Source organism: Lentzea sp. DG1S-22 (assembly GCF_036321065.1).
In the GTDB taxonomy this organism is placed as follows: domain Bacteria; phylum Actinomycetota; class Actinomycetes; order Mycobacteriales; family Pseudonocardiaceae; genus Lentzea; species Lentzea jiangxiensis.
Window position 1 is genome coordinate 6,623,470 of record NZ_CP143276.1, and the last position, 17,041, is coordinate 6,640,510.

The following is a 17,041-nucleotide window of genomic DNA, read 5'->3' on the forward strand; positions in this document are numbered from 1 at the left end:
CGGGGTGAGCGTCGAGTTCCGGGTGCTGGGACCGCTGGAGGTGCTGCTCGACGGCGAGCCGGTCGCGGTGCCGACCGGTCGCGGACAGGTCCTGCTGGCCACGTTGTTGTTGCGCCCCAACGAGTTCGTGCCGGTCGACGCGCTGATCGAGCGCATCTGGGACGGTGAACCGCCGACAGCCGACCGTGCGCGCAAGACGTTGCACATGGTGGTGGCACGGCTGAGGTCCGCGCTGGGCCCCGCGGACTGCGTGCGCACCCGGCCCGGCGGCTACCTCGCCGAGGTCGAGCCCGACCAGCTCGACCTGCTGCGGTTCCGCGCGCTGGCGGCGTCCGGCGACCACGGTGCCGCGTCGGCGTTGTGGCGCGGCCCGGTGCTCGGCAACGTCAGCTCCGACTCGCTGCACCGCGAGGACGTGCCGCGGCTCGCGGGCGAACGGCTCGACGCGCTGGAGTCGCGCCTCGAGGCCGACCTCGACCGCGGCCTCGGCCGCGAGCTCGTCGCCGAGCTGAAGTCGCTGGTCGCCGACCACCCGCTGCGGGAGTCGTTCTGGCGGTACCTGATGCTCGCGCTGTACCGGTCGGGACTGCAGGCCGAGGCGCTCGCCACCTACCAGAAGGTGCGCCGGACACTCGCGGACGAGCTCGGCGTCGACCCGGGACCGGCGCTGCGGGCACTGCACCAGCAGGTCCTGCGCGGCGAGGTGCCCGCCGGCGGGCGTCAGGTGCCGCGGCAGCTGCCCGCGGGCGTGCGGAACTTCGTCGGGCGCGACCACGAGCTGCGCCTGCTCGACAAGACGACCGGGGTCACCGTCGTGCACGGCGTCGGCGGCGTCGGGAAGACCGCGCTGGTGCTGCACTGGGCACGGCAGGCGCGCGAGGAGTTCCCGGACGGCGACCTCCACCTCGACCTGCGCGGGTTCGACCCGGAGGCGCAGCCCGTCGACCCGGTGGCCGCGGCGGAGACGCTGCTGGTGGGGCTGGGCGTGCAGAACGTCCCGGCGGCCGCGGACGCGCGGTTCGCGTTGCTGCGCACCACGCTCGTCGACCGGCGCCTGCTGCTGGTGCTCGACAACGCCGCCTCACCCCGCCAGGTGCTCCCGCTGCTGCCCGGTGCGGCCGGCGTGCGCGTGGTGATCACCAGCCGCAACCAGCTCCGCGCGCTGGTCCTGCAGCACGACGCCACCGCGATCGCCCTGGACGAACTGGACCTGGAGGCGGGGCGGACGCTGCTCGGTGCCGTCCTCGGCGAGGAGCGGATCGCCGCCGAACCCGAGGCCGCACGGGAGATCGTCGAGCGCTGCACCGGGCTGCCGCTGGCGCTGCGGGTGTTCGCCGAGCGGGTCTCCCGGTTCCCGGACGTGCCGCTGCGGGAGTTCGTCGCCGAGCTGGACGACGCGCGGCTCGACGCGCTGACCGACTTCGACGACGTCGACGTGCGCGCGGTGTTCTCGTGGTCGTACCGGGCGCTGGACGCGGAGTCGGCACGGATGTTCCGGCTGCTGTCGGTGCACCCCGGCGTGGACTTCGACGCCGGCGCCGCGGCAGCGCTCGCCGGCGTCCCCGTGGTCCGGGCCCGCCGTCTGCTGGAGCGGCTGGTCGCGGACCACCTCGTGCAGTCGTGCACGCCGGGGCGGTACAGCCTGCACGACCTGTTGCGGGCGTACTCGGCGGAGCTGTGCGGCGACGACGGGGAAGCGGCGCTGCGGCTGACCGAGTGGTACCTCCACACCCTGGAGAACGCGACCGCCCTCGACCCGTCGACGATTATGCTGCGTGCCGGCGCCGTGACGTCCGGCGTGACGCCCCAGGAATTCTCGTCGTGGTCAGAGGCGCTCAGGTGGCGGCGTCAGGAGTGGCCGAACCTGAAGGCGGTCACCTTCGCCGCGATCGCGAGGGGCTGGCAGCGGCAAGCCCTGATGATCCCGATCCACCTGCACAGCTACTTCGTCATCGATCAGACCCACCGGCACGACTCGATCGAGCTGTACGAGGCGGTGCGCGGATTCGGGTCTGTGGGAGAGCAGGGAGTCCTGCACTGCAAGCTCGCCTCGACCTACAAGGCCGAAGGTCGTTGGGACGACTCGCTGCGCAGTTTCGAAACCGGGCTGTCGCTCCTGCGGGCCGGGGGCGACCGCGCCTCCGTCGGGGGAGCGCTGGGCAACCTGTCCACGCTCTACAGCACCTTGGGCCGTCGGGAAGAAGCCGACGCCACCCTTCGTGAGGCCCTGGCCATCGCGGAGGAGTCGGGGAACGTCTACCAGGAGATCATCCAGCGAGGCAACCTGACCAGCCGGTTCAACCGCGACGGGCGCTGGGAGGAGGCGTTGCGGGAGATCGACGTCGTCGCTCCTCTCGCCGCCCGGCACGGGGACGAGTTCCTCATCACCCGTGTGCGCGGGTGGCGTGCCCAAGCGCTTGCGGGGCTCGGCCGGTTCGACGAGGCCGAGCCGGAGCTGCGCGCGGTCGTCGAGGTGCTGGAGAACGCCGGCGACTTCACGGGAGTTGCCGAGGGGTTGGTGCTCATCGGCGAGGTGCTGGTGGGGCAGGGCAGGTCCGGCGAAGCCTCCGTGGTGTGGCAGCAGGCGGTGGAGAGCTTCCGCGTGCTGAGGGACGCGCGGGCGGACGCACTGGCCGCGCGCGTGGAGGCCCTGCGCTGAACTCGTGGTGACGACCTTCGTCATCCGTGTCGTCCAGCTCAGTCCCATCGGGTAAGCATGTGCGCGGAAGAGGGGAAGGTGCATGAGCCTGCACGTCGCGGTCGACTTCGGCACGTCGAGCACCTGCGTGGCGATCTCCGCGCACGGCCGGGAGCCGCAGGTCGTCGTGTTCGACGGCCAGCCGCTGGTGCCGTCCGCGGTGTTCGCCGCGGCCGACGGGACGCTGTTCGTCGGGCAGGAGGCCGAGCGCCAGGCCGCGGTCGACCCCGCCCGGTACGAGCCGCACCCGAAGCGCCGGGTCGACGAGGGGGAGTTGCTGCTCGGCAGCACCGTGCTGCCCGTTGTGGACGTTGTGCGCGCGGTGCTGACACGGGCCGTCAACGAAGCACGGCGCGTTGGCGGTGGTGCGCCGGTCGACCTCCTCGTGCTGACGCATCCCGCCGACTGGGGCACGGTGCGCACGCGCGTCCTGCTGCAGGCGGCGCGCGGGCTCGGTCGCGAGGTCGTGCTGGTCCCCGAACCCGTCGCCGCCGCCGTCTTCCACTCCGCGAGCCACTCCATTCCGGACGGTGCCGCCCTCGCCGTGCTCGACCTCGGCGGTGGCACGGTCGACGCGAGCGTGGTGGCGCGTGCGGGCGGGAGCTTCCGGGTGCTGTCCGCCAAGGGCGACCCCGGCTTCGGTGGCGCCGACGTCGACCAGGCACTGCTGGACCACGTCGGCGGCCTGGTCTCGGCCAAGGACCCCGAGGCGTGGCGGCAGCTCGTCGAGGGCCGCGAGATGGCCGACCGGCGCAAGCGGCGGGTGCTGCGGCAGGACGTGCGGGGGGCCAAGGAGACGCTGTCCCGGCACGCCTACACCGACGTGCCGATGCCGCCGCCGTTCCCCGACGCGCACGTGACGAGGTCGGACCTGGAGCAGCTGATCACCGCACCGCTGAGCCGGGCGGCCGCGCTGGCCGGTGCCGCCGTGCGCGACGCGGGCCTCGCGCCGCAGCAGCTCGCCGGGGTGTTCCTGGTCGGCGGGTCCAGCCGGATCCCGCTCGTCGCGCGGCTGGTGCACGACCACCTCCGCGTCGTGCCGACGAGCATCGACCAGCCGGAGACCGTCGTGGCCCGCGGCGCGCTGCGGGCGGTGAGCCTCGACCCGGAGCGGACCGGGGGCGTGGCGCGGCAGAAGAAGCCGGTGCCGAGCGGTCCGTCCGGTGAGGTCACCCACAACCTCCGGGTCCGCGACGACACCACCCGCAAGATCACCCGCCGGATCACACCACCGCCCGCCGGGCAGTTCCCGCTGCCGTTCCCCGCCGCCGCACCGCAGCCGCCGCCGAAGAAGAGCAGGGCGCCGCTCTTCATCGCGATCGGCGTCGTGGTCGTGCTCGCGGCAGCCGGTGCCGGCGCCTACTACTGGTTCAAGCCCGAGAAGCCGCAGCCGACCCCGACCGGCGACCAGATCGCCGTGTACGACTACAGCTTCACGCGCCCGGACGGCTGGGAGCAGACCGGTGGCGCCGCCGCCGACCGGCAGGTGCTTTTGCAACCGGTCGAGCGCGAGAATTCCACTGGCAAACAGCCTCAGGCGCGCATTGCTGTGCAGGAGCAAACTCTCGAGTACAACAGCGATCAAGACAGAGTTCGCGCGTTGACGGAGTTGCGGCGCATGTTCGAAGAACGCGACCGCAAAGGTGACGAGGTTCTCAACTTCACCGAGAGCACCTCATTCGCCGGGAAGCCGGTTGTTCACTATCGCGAAGTCGTCGGCTCGACCGGTGTCGACTGGTACATCCAGTTCGCGGGCGACGTCCAGGTGAGCGTGGGCTGCCAGGCCGCCCCGAGCGCGCAGACCCAGGTCCGCACCGCCTGCGAGCAGGTCGTCCGCTCGCTCGTCATCAAGTCCTAGGGAGTTGCCGATGTCCTCCAGCGAGGTCCTCGCCCGGTTCCGGTCCGAGGTCTCGGCCGCCGTCACGCGTTCCCGCCGGGCCTCCGGTGAGATCGGTGAACGCAATGCCAAGCTGCGGGAACGCACCCGTGAACTGGCCTCGCGGGCCCGTGAGGGCAGGGTCGGGAGCGGTGCCGCGGCCACCCCGGCCGACGTCCGGGAGGCCGCCACGGGGTTCCGCGCGGACCGGGGTCTGGCCGTCGAACGGGTTCCGGAAGCCGCCGAACCGGTCGTCGCGGGTCCAGTTGAGACGGAGCCGGTGGCCACGCTGGGTTCCTCGGCCGTCGCCGGTCCGAGTGGTCAACTTCCCCGTGCGAGTGATGATGACGAGGACTTTTCGCAGTCGCGAATCCTCTACTGAGACGCGGTTTCCCCCTGAGCCGTTTACTAGCGCAACTACTTCGAAAGAAGTCGCGACAGGGCGGAACCGGCATGGCAAGGTTCCCGTCGTAAGAGGCGTACGAACCAAGAAGTGCGACCTGAAGTTCTCTGAAGGGGGATTCTCCCAATGGCCGGTTACCAGGCGTCCGCCGAAGAGCTCGCGACTCTGGCGAAGGACATCGTCAACGTCGACAACGACACCCAGGCCACCCTGCGCGGTGTCCGCAGCACCGTCGAGGGTCTGCAGGGCATGTGGAAGGGCGCTGCGGCGACCGCCTTCACGGCCCTGATGTCCCGTTTCGACGAGGACGCGCAGAAGCTGCAGGAGGCCCTGCGGGCGATCGCCGACCAGGTCGACGGCAGCGCCGCGGCCTACGCCCGCCAGGAAGAGGAAGCGACCCAGCTCTCCACGAGCATCTCGCAGCGCCTCTGATCCTGTTCGCTCCGCTCGACTTTCGTTCCGCAAACACAAACTTGCATCTAAGGGGAGATCACAATGGGTGACCAGGTCAAGGTCAGCTTCGGCGAGCTCGAGCACGCCTCCGGTTCCATCACCAGCGCCGCCGGCCAGATCCAGGGTCAGCTCGACGACCTGAAGGGCCGCGTTCAGAAGGTCATGGCCGCTTACGAGGGTGAAGCCGCCGCCGCGTACAACGAGGCGCAGGCCAAGTGGGACCGCAGCGCTGCCGACCTGCAGTCCGTCCTCTCGTCCATCGGTATCGCCGTCCGCGACGCCGCTTCCGCGTACGCCGCCGCCGAAGGCGCGAACGCCCGCCGCTGGTAAGCACCGCGGTACCGCAACACCTCTCGCGAGCCCCGGAACCACGTGGTCCGGGGCTCGCGTACGTCCGGAGGTGGTCGCTTCGGAGGGGCCGTTTTGGTCCCCGCAGCACCCATCCGGTATCTTCTTACGTTGTTGTGCGGTAGCTGGCGCCCGTGTGTGCCGCGCCTGTCTCGGAACCACCGCTTGGCCAGTCCAAGATCGGTCTGGGGCAACCGCCGCAGTGACCCCAGACGCAAGTGACGACGAGGTAGATCCGTGCGCACGTACAGCCCGAAGCCCGGTGAGGTGACCCGCACCTGGCACGTGATCGACGCCCAGGACGTGGTGCTCGGCCGGCTCGCCACCCAGGCCGCGACGCTGCTGCGCGGCAAGCACAAGCCGACCTATGCGCCTCACGTTGACACCGGTGACTTCGTGGTCATCATCAACGCTGACAAGGTCGCCCTGACCGGCTCGAAGCGGGACCAGGAGTTCCAGTACCGCCACTCCGGCTTCCCCGGTGGTCTGCGCAAGCAGTCCTTCGGCGAGGTCCTGGACACCCGTCCGGACCGCCTGGTGGAGAAGGCGATCAAGGGCATGCTGCCCAAGAACCGCCTGGGCCGTCAGATCGCGAACAAGCTGAAGGTCTACAGCGGACCGAACCACCCGCACGCCGCGCAGCAGCCGCAGGCGTTCGAGATCAAGAAGATCGCCCAGTGAGCGACGAGTACACCGAGGAAGTTCCTGTGACCACCCCTGAGAACGAGACCCCTGAGGTCGAGACCCCCGAGGTCGAGGCTGAGGTTGTCGAGGCCGAGGTCGTCGAGGCTCCTGAGGCCGAGGCCGACGAGGCCGAGGTCGAGGAGACCTCCGCACCGGTGGTCGCGCCCTCGCTGAACGGCGCCGCGCACCTCGCGCAGACCGTCGGTCGCCGCAAGGAGGCCGTCGTCCGCGTCCGCCTCGTGCCCGGCACCGGCAAGTTCACGCTGAACGGCAAGACCCTCGAGGCCTACTTCCCGAACAAGGTGCACCAGCAGCTCATCCGTGAGCCGCTCGTCACCACGGAGAAGCCCGAGACCTTCGACGTCATCGCGAACCTGCGTGGCGGCGGCATCACCGGCCAGGCCGGTGCGCTGCGCCTCGCCATCGCGCGTGCGCTGATCGCCGTCGACTCCGAGGACCGCCCGGTGCTGAAGAAGGCCGGCTTCCTCACCCGTGACCCGAGGGTCAAGGAGCGCAAGAAGTACGGTCTGAAGAAGGCCCGCAAGGCGCCTCAGTACTCCAAGCGTTGATGCTCCGTCACCGCGGGAGCTGTGTCTGCGTTCGTCAGACCACGGCTCCTCCGCGGTGACAGCGGGGACTCCCCGCACCCCGAGCGTCACCCAGCTGTACCTGCGGGAGCAGCAGTTCACTCCGAACTGCTGCTCCCGCAGTGTTTTCCGGGTCTTTTCCCACTGCCTCGAAGTGTCCAATCCGGAGGATTCATGGCCCGCCTGTTCGGCACCGACGGAGTGCGTGGTCTCGCCAACGCCGACCTCACCCCCGAGCTCGCGATGTCCGTCGCCGCCGCGGCGGCACGCGTGCTCGCCGAGCACGACCGCTCCCACCGCCCGGTCGCCGTCGTCGGTCGCGACCCCAGGGCGAGCAGCGAGATGCTCGACGCCGCCGTCACCGCAGGCCTCACCTCGGCAGGCGCGGACGTGCTGCGCGTCGGCGCCCTGCCCACCCCCGCCGTCGCCCACCTGGTCTCGGCCCTCGGCGCCGACATCGGTGTGATGATCTCCGCTTCGCACAACGCGATGCCGGACAACGGGATCAAGCTCTTCGCCGCCGGCGGCCACAAGCTGCCCGACGCGGTCGAGGACGAGATCGAGCAGCACATGGGCCAGGCGTTCGAGCGCCCGACCGGCGCCGCCATCGGCCGGGTGCGCGACGTCCCCGACGCCGAGACCCAGTACGTCGAGCACCTGATCAAGGTGACACCGCACCGCCTCGACGGCCTCAAGGTCGTGGTGGACTGCGCGAACGGTGCCGCGTCGGTGGCCGCACCGGACGCGTACCGCCGCGCCGGGGCCGAGGTGATCGCGATCAACGCGACCCCGGACGGCCTGAACATCAACGACGGCTGTGGTTCCACCCACATCGACGTCGTCGCCGCCGCGGTCCGCGAGCACGGCGCCGACCTCGGCATCGCGCACGACGGTGACGCCGACCGCTGCCTCGCCGTGGACGCCGACGGCAACGTGGTGGACGGCGACCAGATCCTCGTGGTCCTCGCGCTCGCCATGCGCGACGCGGGTGAGCTGTTCGAGGACACGCTCGTCGCGACCGTGATGAGCAACCTCGGCCTGCACATCGCCATGCGGGAGGCCGGCATCCGGCTGCGCACCACCGCCGTCGGCGACCGCTACGTGCTGCAGGAGCTCAAGGCGGGCGGCTACTCGCTCGGCGGCGAGCAGTCCGGCCACGTCGTGCTGCCCGCGCACGCCACCACCGGCGACGGCCTGCTCACCGCGCTGCGCCTGATGGCCCGCATGGCCGAGACCGGCAAGTCGCTCGCCGACCTCGCCTCGGTGATGCGCCGCCTGCCGCAGGTCCTGATCAACGTGAAGGTCTCCGACAAGGCGGCCGTGGCCAAGGCCGCGTCGGTCAGCGAGGCCGTCGCCGCCGTCGAGGCCGAGCTCGGCGAGACCGGCCGCGTGCTGCTGCGCCCGTCCGGCACCGAGCAGCTCGTGCGGGTGATGGTCGAGGCCACGAGCCACGAACAGGCCGAGTCGGCCGCGCAGCGCCTGGCGGGTGTGGTTTCCTCGGTGCACTGAGGACGGATGGGGGCTGGAGATGACCGTGCTGATGTTGCTCGTACTCCTGGTGCTGCTGGGAGGTGTGACAGCGGTCGTCGTCGCGGTCGTCGTGGCGTCGAAGCGCAAGACCGCCCAGCCCCCGTACCCGCCCGGCCACGGCCACCCGCAGCAGCCGTACCCGTCACAGGAAGTCCCGCAGCAGGGGTTCCCGCAGCAGGCCCACCCGCAGCCCGCGCCCGGCCGGCAGCCGCCCGCGCCGAACGGCTGGTGAGCCGTGTTCCACATCGGTCCTGTCCAGATCCTCGTGGCCCTGTTCCTGATCGCCGTCATCGTGACCGTGCTGCTCGTCGTGGCCGTCGCGGTGAACCGCAAGAAGAAGGTCCAGCACCCGCCCGCCCAGCACTGGCAGCAGGCTCCGCCGCCCGGCCAGTACGGCCCGCCGCCCGGCCACCAGGCGGGGCCCGGTCAACACGGCCCGCCGCCCGGTCAGTACGGCCCGCCACCCGGCCACCAAGCTCCTCCGCCCGGCGGGCAGTGGCCGCAGCAGCCCCCTGGCCCCCATCAGCCGCCACCCGGTCAGTGGTGATCGTCGGCGGCTTCGGCCGAACGGCTGTTTACTAAGGCAACCGACCTCGTGGAGCTCCGGTCACCGCATGACCCGAGCTGGCACTGTATGGCGGAACCCGATGAGGCCGAATTGCGTCGGATCGGGGACAAGGGGAGGCGGAGAATGGCTGGGTTCGGCGTACAGTCCGGCGATTTGACCAAGACGGCGGGGGTGTACGACGCCGAGGGGTCGCAACTGGTCCAGATGAAGGCTTCGGTCGTGCCGGGCGTGGGGGCCGGTCAGGTCGGGCGCAAGTTCCAGGGCGTCGCCGCCCAGTACAAGACCTTCTTCGACCAGTTCGGCACGAGTCTCGAGAAGTTCGGCAAAGAGGCGACCGGCATCGCCACGCGCCTGAAGGACGTCGCCAAGACGTACGAGTCGAACGAGGCGCAGACCTCGAGCCAGTTCAAGGGGTAACCAGCCGTGGCGGATCAGAACGAGATCAAGAAGCTCCTCGACGACCCGAACGTCACGCCGGAGACCAAGAAGCAGCTCGTCCGCGCCCTCGCCGGCGCCGGCGCTCCCCAGGAAGAGGTCGAGCGCTACGGCAAGGCGAACGGTGTCGACGTCCCCGACGACCCGAGCGTCGGCGACCACGTGGTGGGCGTGGTCCTCGCCCCGCTGACGCTGGGTATCAGCGAGGCCAACAACATCCGCAAAGAAGGCCAGCACGCCGCCTTCACGGTGGAGGGCTCCGAGGCGGACGCCCTCGTCAAGAAGGCGGGCGAGGAACGCGAGCTCGGCGCCACCCAGAAGGTGCTGAACGAGCAGGGTGACGTCCCGAACAGCAACACGCTGCTCGACGCCGGCGCTCCCGGCCTGCGGTTCTTCGAGAAGTTCATCCCGGTCTACGCCAAGGCCGCGCCGGCCTGCGGGCACCAGGGTGCCGCCCCGAACCTCCAGGGCGACATCTACCGCAAGTACGACGAGGTGCGCGACATCGACTTCGCGAAGTTCCGCGAGGACGCGCACAAGCTGACCGAGAACGTCAAGAAGGCGCAGGAGCACGACAACCAGCTCGGCGCCGCGTGGAACGGCCTCGGTTCGTGGGAGGGCTCGGCGGCCGATGCCGCGCGCGGCTACCACGACAAGTTCGCGTCGACCGCCAAGACGTTCGTGCAGCAGGCGGGCACGGGCCCCGGTGCGATCACCGGTGGCGTGACCAACATGCAGAAGCACGTCAAGGAGTTCGCGCAGCAGATCCACGACCAGTACTCGGAGACCTGCGGCGGCCTGACCGTCGAGAAGGCCGAGGAGGCCATCCGGCACGCGAACGGCGACGTCTTCCCGAACGACGGCGGCGTCCTCGACTGGGTCTACGGCGTCCAGAGCGACCTGAAGAACTCGGTGATCGGCGCGATCTGCGGCGGCCCGCTCGGCATCCTGTCCGGCCTCGGCTGGGGCGGCTGGATCGCCGACGTGCGCGACCGGATCATCAGCGACGCCAAGGAGAAGCTGAAGGCGCTCTGCGAGGAGTTCGACAACAAGAAGAAGGCCTTCGACGGCTACTGCGACGCCGTGCAGGCCGGTGTCGACGCCGACTACAGGACGATGTTCCAGGGCCTCACCACGGCGTTCGGCGGCGACCCGTTCCAGCAGGTCGGCGACCCGCCGTCGTTCACCGAGTCGAACCAGGGCCGCCAGAACGTCAACAACAACGGCGGCGGCACCCCGCCCGGCGGTGGCGGCACTCCGCCCGGCGGTGGCGGCACTCCGCCCGGCGGTGGCGGCACTCCGCCCGGCGGCGGTGGGGGCGGCACGCCCGAGATCCCGAAGCCGGAGAACCCGCTCGACAAGGACGGCGACGGCAAGCCGGACGTCCCCGGTGACACCGACGGTGACGGCAAGCCCGACGACCTGGACGGCGACGGCAAGCCCGACCAGCCGAAGCCCGAGGAGGAGCTCGAGACCGTCACGGTCACGGCGGGCGACAACACGATCAAGGTCACGGAGCCCGACGCCAACGGGCACGTGAAGATGACGATCGACACGCCCAAGGGCGAGCCGAAGACCTACGACCTCGACTTCAGCAAGAACCCCGAGGCCGCCAAGGCCCTCATGGGCCAGAACGGCGCCCAGGCCATCACCGCCATGGCCGGCACGCTCACCGGCTCGGCCCCGGCCCAGGCGGGGCAGGCGCCCGGTGCCGGCGCGACGGCCGGTGCCACCCCGGCACCCGGTGGCGCCGCCGCGCCCGGCGGCGGTCCGCTGGGCTCGGAGTCGAACCCGATCCCGGTCGAGGTCGGCGCCGACGGCAAGATCCACATCGAGCAGGACGGCGTGAACTTCACCGCCGAGGTCGACACCGAGACCGGTCAGATCAACCTGACCGCGGACAACGGCGACGGCACGCCGGACAAGATCGGCGTGGGCTTCGGCGAGGACGAGAACCCCGCCGCGCAGACGCCGGGCCCGGACTCGGGCTCGGGTGCCGGTGGCGGAGTGATGGACGGCGTGCGGCTCGAGGACGGTCTCCGCACGCCGGAGGCCGACTTCCCGCAGGTCGTGCCGGCCGAGGGCGGCGTCACCACGGTGCCCGCCGAGGCCGGGTTCCAGCCCGTGCCCGCACCGGCCGCCGAGGGCGGGTTCCAGACGATGCCCGCGCCGGCCGCGGAGCAGGTCTGGAGCGCGCCGGGCGAGCGCTTCGGGGAAGCCGTGGCCCGCGACCACGTCCAGGACAACGGCTTCATGCCGAGCGTCGGCGAGCCCAGGGTTCCCGCCGACGGTCCGGTCCTCGGCCGGGCCGCGGACAGCACCACGACCTCCGGCGTCTCGTTCACCGGCGGCGGTGGCGGCAGCGGCGAGTCGGTGCTCGGCGGCACGTCCGCCGACACCGCGTGGACCAGCCCGAACGCGGGCGACGGCAACGGCGGCTCGTTCAACACGAACACCTCCGAAGCCGGTCAGCCGGGTTCCGCGGCCCTGCCGTCCCTGCAGGACGCCCACGGCCAGCCGCCGTCGGGTGCCTCGTCCGGCGGCATGATGGGTGGCGGGATGATGGGCGGCGGCATGGCCGGCGCCGGAGCGGGCGGTCAGCAGGGCGGCGACTCCGAGCGGGGAGCCAGCCAGTGGCGCACCACGGGCACGTTGTTCGACGACGACAACAGCAACCCGTTGAGCGCCATGCAGACCGTGCTGGGCGATGAGCGAGGGGAGGCCGCGAGCCCGTGGCGATGATCGGTGACGTGGACCCGCGCCTGCAGGCGCAGTTCGACGACAACCTCGCCAAGACCCGACGCAGCACCACCGAGGTCTCGGCGGAGCTCAGGGCGGCCCAGGCCAAGCTCGCCGCGGACATCGCGGCCCGCGAGGACAAGCACAGGCGCGAGGTCTCCGAGGCTCGCGAGAGCGCGGAGAACATCAGCAAGCAGGGGGAGAAGCCGCAGCAGCGCAAGCCGCAGTGGGAGCGTCCCGAACGGGGCGCCGGCGAGATGGCGTTCGGCCCGGAGGACGACGACGGCGGCTTCGCGCCCCGCGCGACCACCCCGCCTCCTCCTCCGCCGCTCCCGCCCGTGCAGCCGGTGGCACCGCCGCCTCCGGTGCGCCCGCGTCGCCCGGCACCGGTGGACGATGACGACGACCTGAGCGGCCAGACCTGGCTGAGCTGATCGTGCACAGAAGGGACGCCCCGCGGGGCGTCCCTTTCGCGTGTCAGGTCAGCGCTGTGCGGCGCGTTGCGGCAGGGCTTCGCGCTGGAACACGAGGTTCGCGTTCTTGAGGTCGGCGTCCAGCAGTTCGTCGTAGGCGCGGTCGCCGGTGAGCACGCGCAGCAGGAACGCCGTGACGAACGCGCGCCCGAGCTTCTGCGAGCGGCGCTCGGCGTGGCCGTCCAGCACCAGCTCGCTCCAGTGCCTGCCCTCGGTGAACCCGAGGTGCGAGGACTTGGGCAGCAACCGCAGCTGCACGGGACCGCCCCACGCGGACGCGATGGCCTCGGCGTGGCCGACCGGCGGTGCGATGCGGTCCTCGCCCGCCGCGAGGTGCAGGCCGGGCACGCGGACCTCGCGCGCGGCGTCCAGTGCGGAGGGACGCGTCTCCGTTGCGGCCAAAGTCACAACGGCCCGGACGCGCTCGGCCTCCGCGGCGGCGAGCACCGCCGCGCCCCCGCCCATCGAGTGCCCTGCCAGGGCCACGCGGGACGGGTCGACGCTGATCTCGCCGGTGCCCAGGCGCACGCCGGTGCAGATGTCCAAAGTGGTCAGGAGGTTCGCCGCCAGCACCCGCGACGACAGCAAAGGGCCGCGTTCGACGGCGGGGGCCGCGGCGACCACTCCCCAGGAGGCCAGGTGCCGCAAAAGGCCGTGGTAACGGCGCACGGGCTGCATCCAGCCGTGTCCGAGCGCGAGGGCGGGCAGGCCGAGGCCCGACCGGGGCGTGAAGATCACGCCGGGAAGCCCCACGAGCGCGAGGTCGCCGCGCAGCACCGGGTGCGGACCGGGCCTGCTGAGCTGCTCGAGGGCCTGTTTCGCGGTCAGCGTGATCACGCGGCGAGCCATGGGAGAACCGTAGTCGATCCTGTCGCGCGGACCACACCTGAGATTGGTCTACACCACTCAGGCCTGTGACCTGCGCAAACGGAGCGCTCTCACTCATTAGGGTTAGCGGCGTGGTCTAGCTAGTCTGTTTCCCGTGTGCGGAATCGTGGGATACGTGGGTCACCAGTCGGCGCTCGACGTCGTGCTGGACGGGCTGAGGCGCCTCGAGTACCGGGGTTACGACTCGGCGGGCGTCGCGGTCGTGACGGGCGACGACCTCGCCGTCGAACGCAAGGCCGGACGGCTGCAGAACCTGGAGGGCAGGCTCGACGAGGTGGGCCGCGACAGCTTCGCGGGCACCGTCGGCATGGGCCACACCCGGTGGGCGACGCACGGCGCGCCGATCGACCGGAACTCGCACCCGCACCGCGACTCGACGAACCGGGTCGCCGTGGTGCACAACGGCATCATCGAGAACTTCCTCGCGCTGCGCGCCGAGCTCGAGGGCCTCGGCGTCGAGATGGCGTCCGACACGGACACCGAGACGGTCGCGCACCTCGTGGCGTTCGCCTACTCCGAGGGCGACACGAAGGGTGACCTGCCCGCCAGCGTGCGCAAGATCGCCCGCCGGCTCGAGGGCGCGTTCACCATCGTGGTCACGCACGCCGACGAGCCCGACCAGGTCGTCGCCGCGCGCCGCAACTCCCCGCTGGTCGTGGGCGTCGGCGAGGACGAGTACTTCGTCGCGAGCGACGTGGCCGCGTTCATCGCGCACACCAAGGAAGCCGTCGAGCTGGGCCAGGACCAGATGGTCGTGCTCACCCGCTCCGGCTACGAGGTCACCGACTTCGACGGTCAGCCCGCCGAGGCCAAGCCGTTCACGGTCAACTGGGACCTCAGCGCCGCCGAGAAGGGCGGCCACGAGTACTTCATGCTCAAGGAGATCGAGGAGCAGCCGGAGGCGCTGGCGAACACGCTGCGCGGCCACTTCGCGAACGGCCGGATCGTCCTCGACGAGCAGCGACTGTCCGACCAGGACCTCCGCGACGTCGACAAGGTCTTCGTCGTCGCCTGCGGCTCGGCCTACCACTCCGGCCTCGTCGCGAAGTACGCGATCGAGCACTGGACCCGCCTGCCCGTCGAGGTCGAGCTGGCCTCCGAGTTCCGCTACCGCGACCCGGTCCTCGACCGCGACACGCTCGTCGTCGCCGTGTCGCAGTCCGGCGAGACCGCGGACACGCTGGAGGCCGTGCGCCACGCCCGTGCGCAGAAGGCCCGCGTCCTGGCCGTCTGCAACACCAACGGCGCGCAGATCCCGCGCGAGTCCGACGCCGTGCTCTACACGCACGCCGGCCCGGAGATCGGTGTCGCGTCGACGAAGGCGTTCCTCGCCCAGATCGCCGCGAACTACCTCGTCGGCCTGGCCCTGGCGCAGGCCCGCGGCACCAAGTACCCGGACGAGGTCGCCCGCGAGTTCCACGAGCTGGAGGCCATGCCCGAGGCCGTGCGGCGCGTGCTCGGCACCATCGACCAGGTCAAGGCGCTCGGCCGGGAGCTCGCCGACTCGAAGGCGGTGCTGTTCCTCGGCCGCCACGTCGGCTACCCGGTCGCCCTGGAGGGCGCGCTCAAGCTCAAGGAGCTCGCCTACATGCACGCCGAGGGCTTCGCGGCGGGCGAGCTCAAGCACGGCCCGATCGCGCTGATCGAGGAGAACCTCCCGGTCGTCGTGGTGATGCCGTCGCCGAAGGGCCGCGCCGTCCTGCACTCGAAGCTGGTGTCGAACATCAGCGAGATCCAGGCCCGCGGCGCCCGCACGATCGTGATCGCGGAGGAGGGCGACGAGACGGTGCGCCCGTTCGCCGACCACCTGATCGAGATCCCGGCCGTCCCGACGCTGCTGCAGCCGCTGATCTCGACGATCCCGCTGCAGGTGCTCGCGGCCGAGATCGCGACGGCCCGCGGCTACGACGTCGACAAGCCTCGCAACCTCGCGAAGTCCGTTACCGTCGAATAGGTGAGAGGCGTCTGGCACACCGAACGCGTCAAGTCCGCTGAAGAGGAGCTCATGGCGGTCGTCCCGCCGGGGTCCCTGATGCGCAAGGCCGCGTTCGGTGTGGCCACCCACGCCCTGCGTCTGCTCGCCGGCCGTCGCCGCGTCACGCTGCTCGTCGGTGCGGGCAACAACGGTGGCGACGCCCTGTGGGCGGGCTACTTCCTGCGCCGCCGCGGTGTCGCGGTGTCCGCCGTGCTGCTGTCGCCGGAGAAGGCCCACGCCGAGGGGCTGGCCGCGTTCCGCCGCGCGGGCGGGCGGATCGTCGCGGAGGTCGGCGAGCCCGACCTCGTGGTCGACGGCATCGTCGGCCTGTCCGCACGGGGCCCGTTGCGCCCGGCCGCGGCCGAACTGGTCTCCTCGGTGCGCGCCCCGGTCCTGGCCGTGGACCTGCCGTCCGGCATCGACCCGGACACCGGCGAGATCTCCGGACCGCACGTGCGCGCCCACACGACCGTCACGTTCGGCTGCCTGAAGCCGGTGCACGCGCTGGCGGACTGCGGCGAGGTGCACCTGGTCGACATCGGCCTGCGGCCGGAGGACCCCGACTTCGTGCTGCTCGACCGGCAGGACATCAGCTGGCCGGTGCCGGGCCCGTCCGACGACAAGTACACCCAGGGCGTCACGGGCGTCGCCGCCGGCAGCGCGACCTACCCCGGCGCCGCGGTGCTGTCGACGGGTGCCGCGGTGCTGGCCACCTCGGGCATGGTCCGCTACGCCGGTCCCGCCGCCGACGCCATCCGCGCCCGCTGGCCCGAGGCGGTCTGCACGGGCTCGATCACCGACGCGGGCCGCGTGCAGGCCTGGGTCGTCGGCCCCGGCACGGGCACCGGCAGCTCGTCCGCCGACGTGCTGCGCTTCGTGCTGGACGCCGGCGTGCCGGTGATCGCCGACGCGGACGCCATCACGCTGCTCGCCTCGAACCCGTCGCTGTGGGACGCCCGCGACCCCGATGCGCCGCTGGTGCTGACCCCGCACGACCGCGAGTTCGAACGCCTGGCCGGTCCGGTCGGCCCTGACCGCGTCGCCGCCGCCCGCAAGGCCGCGCGGCGCTTCAACTCCGTGGTGCTGCTCAAGGGGCACCGGACCGTCGTCGCCGCACCGGACGGGCGGGCGCTGGTCAACTCGGCGACGTCGTCCTGGCCCGCCACGGCCGGATCGGGCGACGTGCTGTCGGGGATCATCGGCGCGCTGCTGGCGAGCGGCCTGGACCCGTTCCTGGCGGCGGGGTACGCGGCGTACGCGCACGTGCTGGCGGCGGAACTGGCCGCGGACGGGGCACCGGTGCCCGCGTCGGGGCTGATGAGCGCGATCCCGGACGCGATCAAGAGCCTCTGAGCGCTCGCTCACACCTGGTGAGCTGCGCTCC

General features: G+C 71.5%; 16 protein-coding genes. 15 read left to right on the forward strand and 1 reads right to left on the reverse strand.

Annotated elements, in window-relative coordinates:
• Window positions 1–4 precede the first annotated feature (4 nt).
• The 13 genes from V1227_RS31310 to V1227_RS31370 all read left to right on the forward strand — a co-directional run bounded on the left by V1227_RS31310 (window position 5) and on the right by V1227_RS31370 (window position 12,755).
• Complete coding sequence (locus V1227_RS31310) at window positions 5–2,659, forward strand: AfsR/SARP family transcriptional regulator (protein WP_329788880.1); 2,655 nt, start codon at window positions 5–7, stop codon at window positions 2,657–2,659.
• Between the two features lie 82 nt (window positions 2,660–2,741).
• Window positions 2,742–4,556, forward strand: a complete 1,815-nt coding sequence (locus V1227_RS31315; protein WP_329788881.1) for a type VII secretion-associated protein — start codon at window positions 2,742–2,744, stop codon at window positions 4,554–4,556.
• Window positions 4,557–4,566: 10 nt separating this feature from the next.
• Complete coding sequence (locus V1227_RS31320; protein ID WP_329788882.1) at window positions 4,567–4,956, forward strand: hypothetical protein; 390 nt, start codon at window positions 4,567–4,569, stop codon at window positions 4,954–4,956.
• Window positions 4,957–5,103: 147 nt separating this feature from the next.
• Window positions 5,104–5,409 carry a WXG100 family type VII secretion target gene (locus tag V1227_RS31325; protein ID WP_329788883.1) on the forward strand — a complete coding sequence of 102 codons (306 nt, stop codon included), beginning with the start codon at window positions 5,104–5,106 and terminating at the stop codon, window positions 5,407–5,409.
• 63 nt (window positions 5,410–5,472) lie between these two features.
• Window positions 5,473–5,760 (forward strand): WXG100 family type VII secretion target, encoded by a 288-nt coding sequence (locus tag V1227_RS31330; RefSeq protein ID WP_329788884.1) that lies wholly within the window; start codon window positions 5,473–5,475, stop codon window positions 5,758–5,760.
• Window positions 5,761–6,015: 255 nt separating this feature from the next.
• Window positions 6,016–6,459 (forward strand): 50S ribosomal protein L13, encoded by a 444-nt coding sequence (gene rplM / locus V1227_RS31335; protein ID WP_030472013.1) that lies wholly within the window; start codon window positions 6,016–6,018, stop codon window positions 6,457–6,459.
• Between the two features lie 26 nt (window positions 6,460–6,485).
• The gene (gene rpsI / locus V1227_RS31340; protein ID WP_090095906.1) at window positions 6,486–7,031 is read left to right on the forward strand and encodes a 30S ribosomal protein S9; all 546 of its coding nucleotides are present in this window, start codon (window positions 6,486–6,488) and stop codon (window positions 7,029–7,031) included.
• Between the two features lie 192 nt (window positions 7,032–7,223).
• Window positions 7,224–8,558 carry a phosphoglucosamine mutase gene (glmM, locus tag V1227_RS31345; RefSeq protein WP_329788885.1) on the forward strand — a complete coding sequence of 445 codons (1,335 nt, stop codon included), beginning with the start codon at window positions 7,224–7,226 and terminating at the stop codon, window positions 8,556–8,558.
• Window positions 8,559–8,577: 19 nt separating this feature from the next.
• Entirely contained in the window at window positions 8,578–8,811 is a 234-nt protein-coding gene (locus tag V1227_RS31350; RefSeq protein WP_329788886.1) for a hypothetical protein, read from the forward strand.
• A 3-nt stretch (window positions 8,812–8,814) separates the two neighbouring features.
• Complete coding sequence (locus V1227_RS31355) at window positions 8,815–9,126, forward strand: hypothetical protein (protein WP_329788887.1); 312 nt, start codon at window positions 8,815–8,817, stop codon at window positions 9,124–9,126.
• A 174-nt stretch (window positions 9,127–9,300) separates the two neighbouring features.
• Window positions 9,301–9,564, forward strand: coding sequence for a hypothetical protein (locus V1227_RS31360; RefSeq protein WP_143022478.1), 264 nt, complete (start codon window positions 9,301–9,303; stop codon window positions 9,562–9,564).
• Between the two features lie 6 nt (window positions 9,565–9,570).
• Window positions 9,571–12,324, forward strand: a complete 2,754-nt coding sequence (locus V1227_RS31365; RefSeq protein WP_329788888.1) for a hypothetical protein — start codon at window positions 9,571–9,573, stop codon at window positions 12,322–12,324.
• Window positions 12,315–12,755, forward strand: a complete 441-nt coding sequence (locus tag V1227_RS31370) for a hypothetical protein (protein WP_329788889.1) — start codon at window positions 12,315–12,317, stop codon at window positions 12,753–12,755. The genes V1227_RS31365 and V1227_RS31370 overlap by 10 nt, the downstream gene beginning before the upstream one ends.
• Before the next feature lie 48 nt (window positions 12,756–12,803).
• On the opposite strand, the gene V1227_RS31375 is transcribed toward V1227_RS31370, so the two are convergent.
• Window positions 12,804–13,628, reverse strand: a complete 825-nt coding sequence (locus V1227_RS31375; protein ID WP_442916559.1) for a dienelactone hydrolase family protein — start codon at window positions 13,626–13,628, stop codon at window positions 12,804–12,806.
• Between the two features lie 148 nt (window positions 13,629–13,776).
• On the opposite strand from V1227_RS31375, the gene glmS reads away from it, so the two are divergent.
• Together glmS and V1227_RS31385 are read left to right on the forward strand one after the other, a co-directional pair.
• A complete protein-coding gene (glmS, locus tag V1227_RS31380) occupies window positions 13,777–15,636 on the forward strand; it encodes a glutamine--fructose-6-phosphate transaminase (isomerizing) (RefSeq protein ID WP_329788891.1) in 1,860 nt (619 codons plus the stop codon).
• The gene (locus V1227_RS31385; RefSeq protein WP_329788892.1) at window positions 15,637–17,010 is read left to right on the forward strand and encodes an NAD(P)H-hydrate dehydratase; all 1,374 of its coding nucleotides are present in this window, start codon (window positions 15,637–15,639) and stop codon (window positions 17,008–17,010) included.
• Window positions 17,011–17,041: the final 31 nt, after the last annotated feature.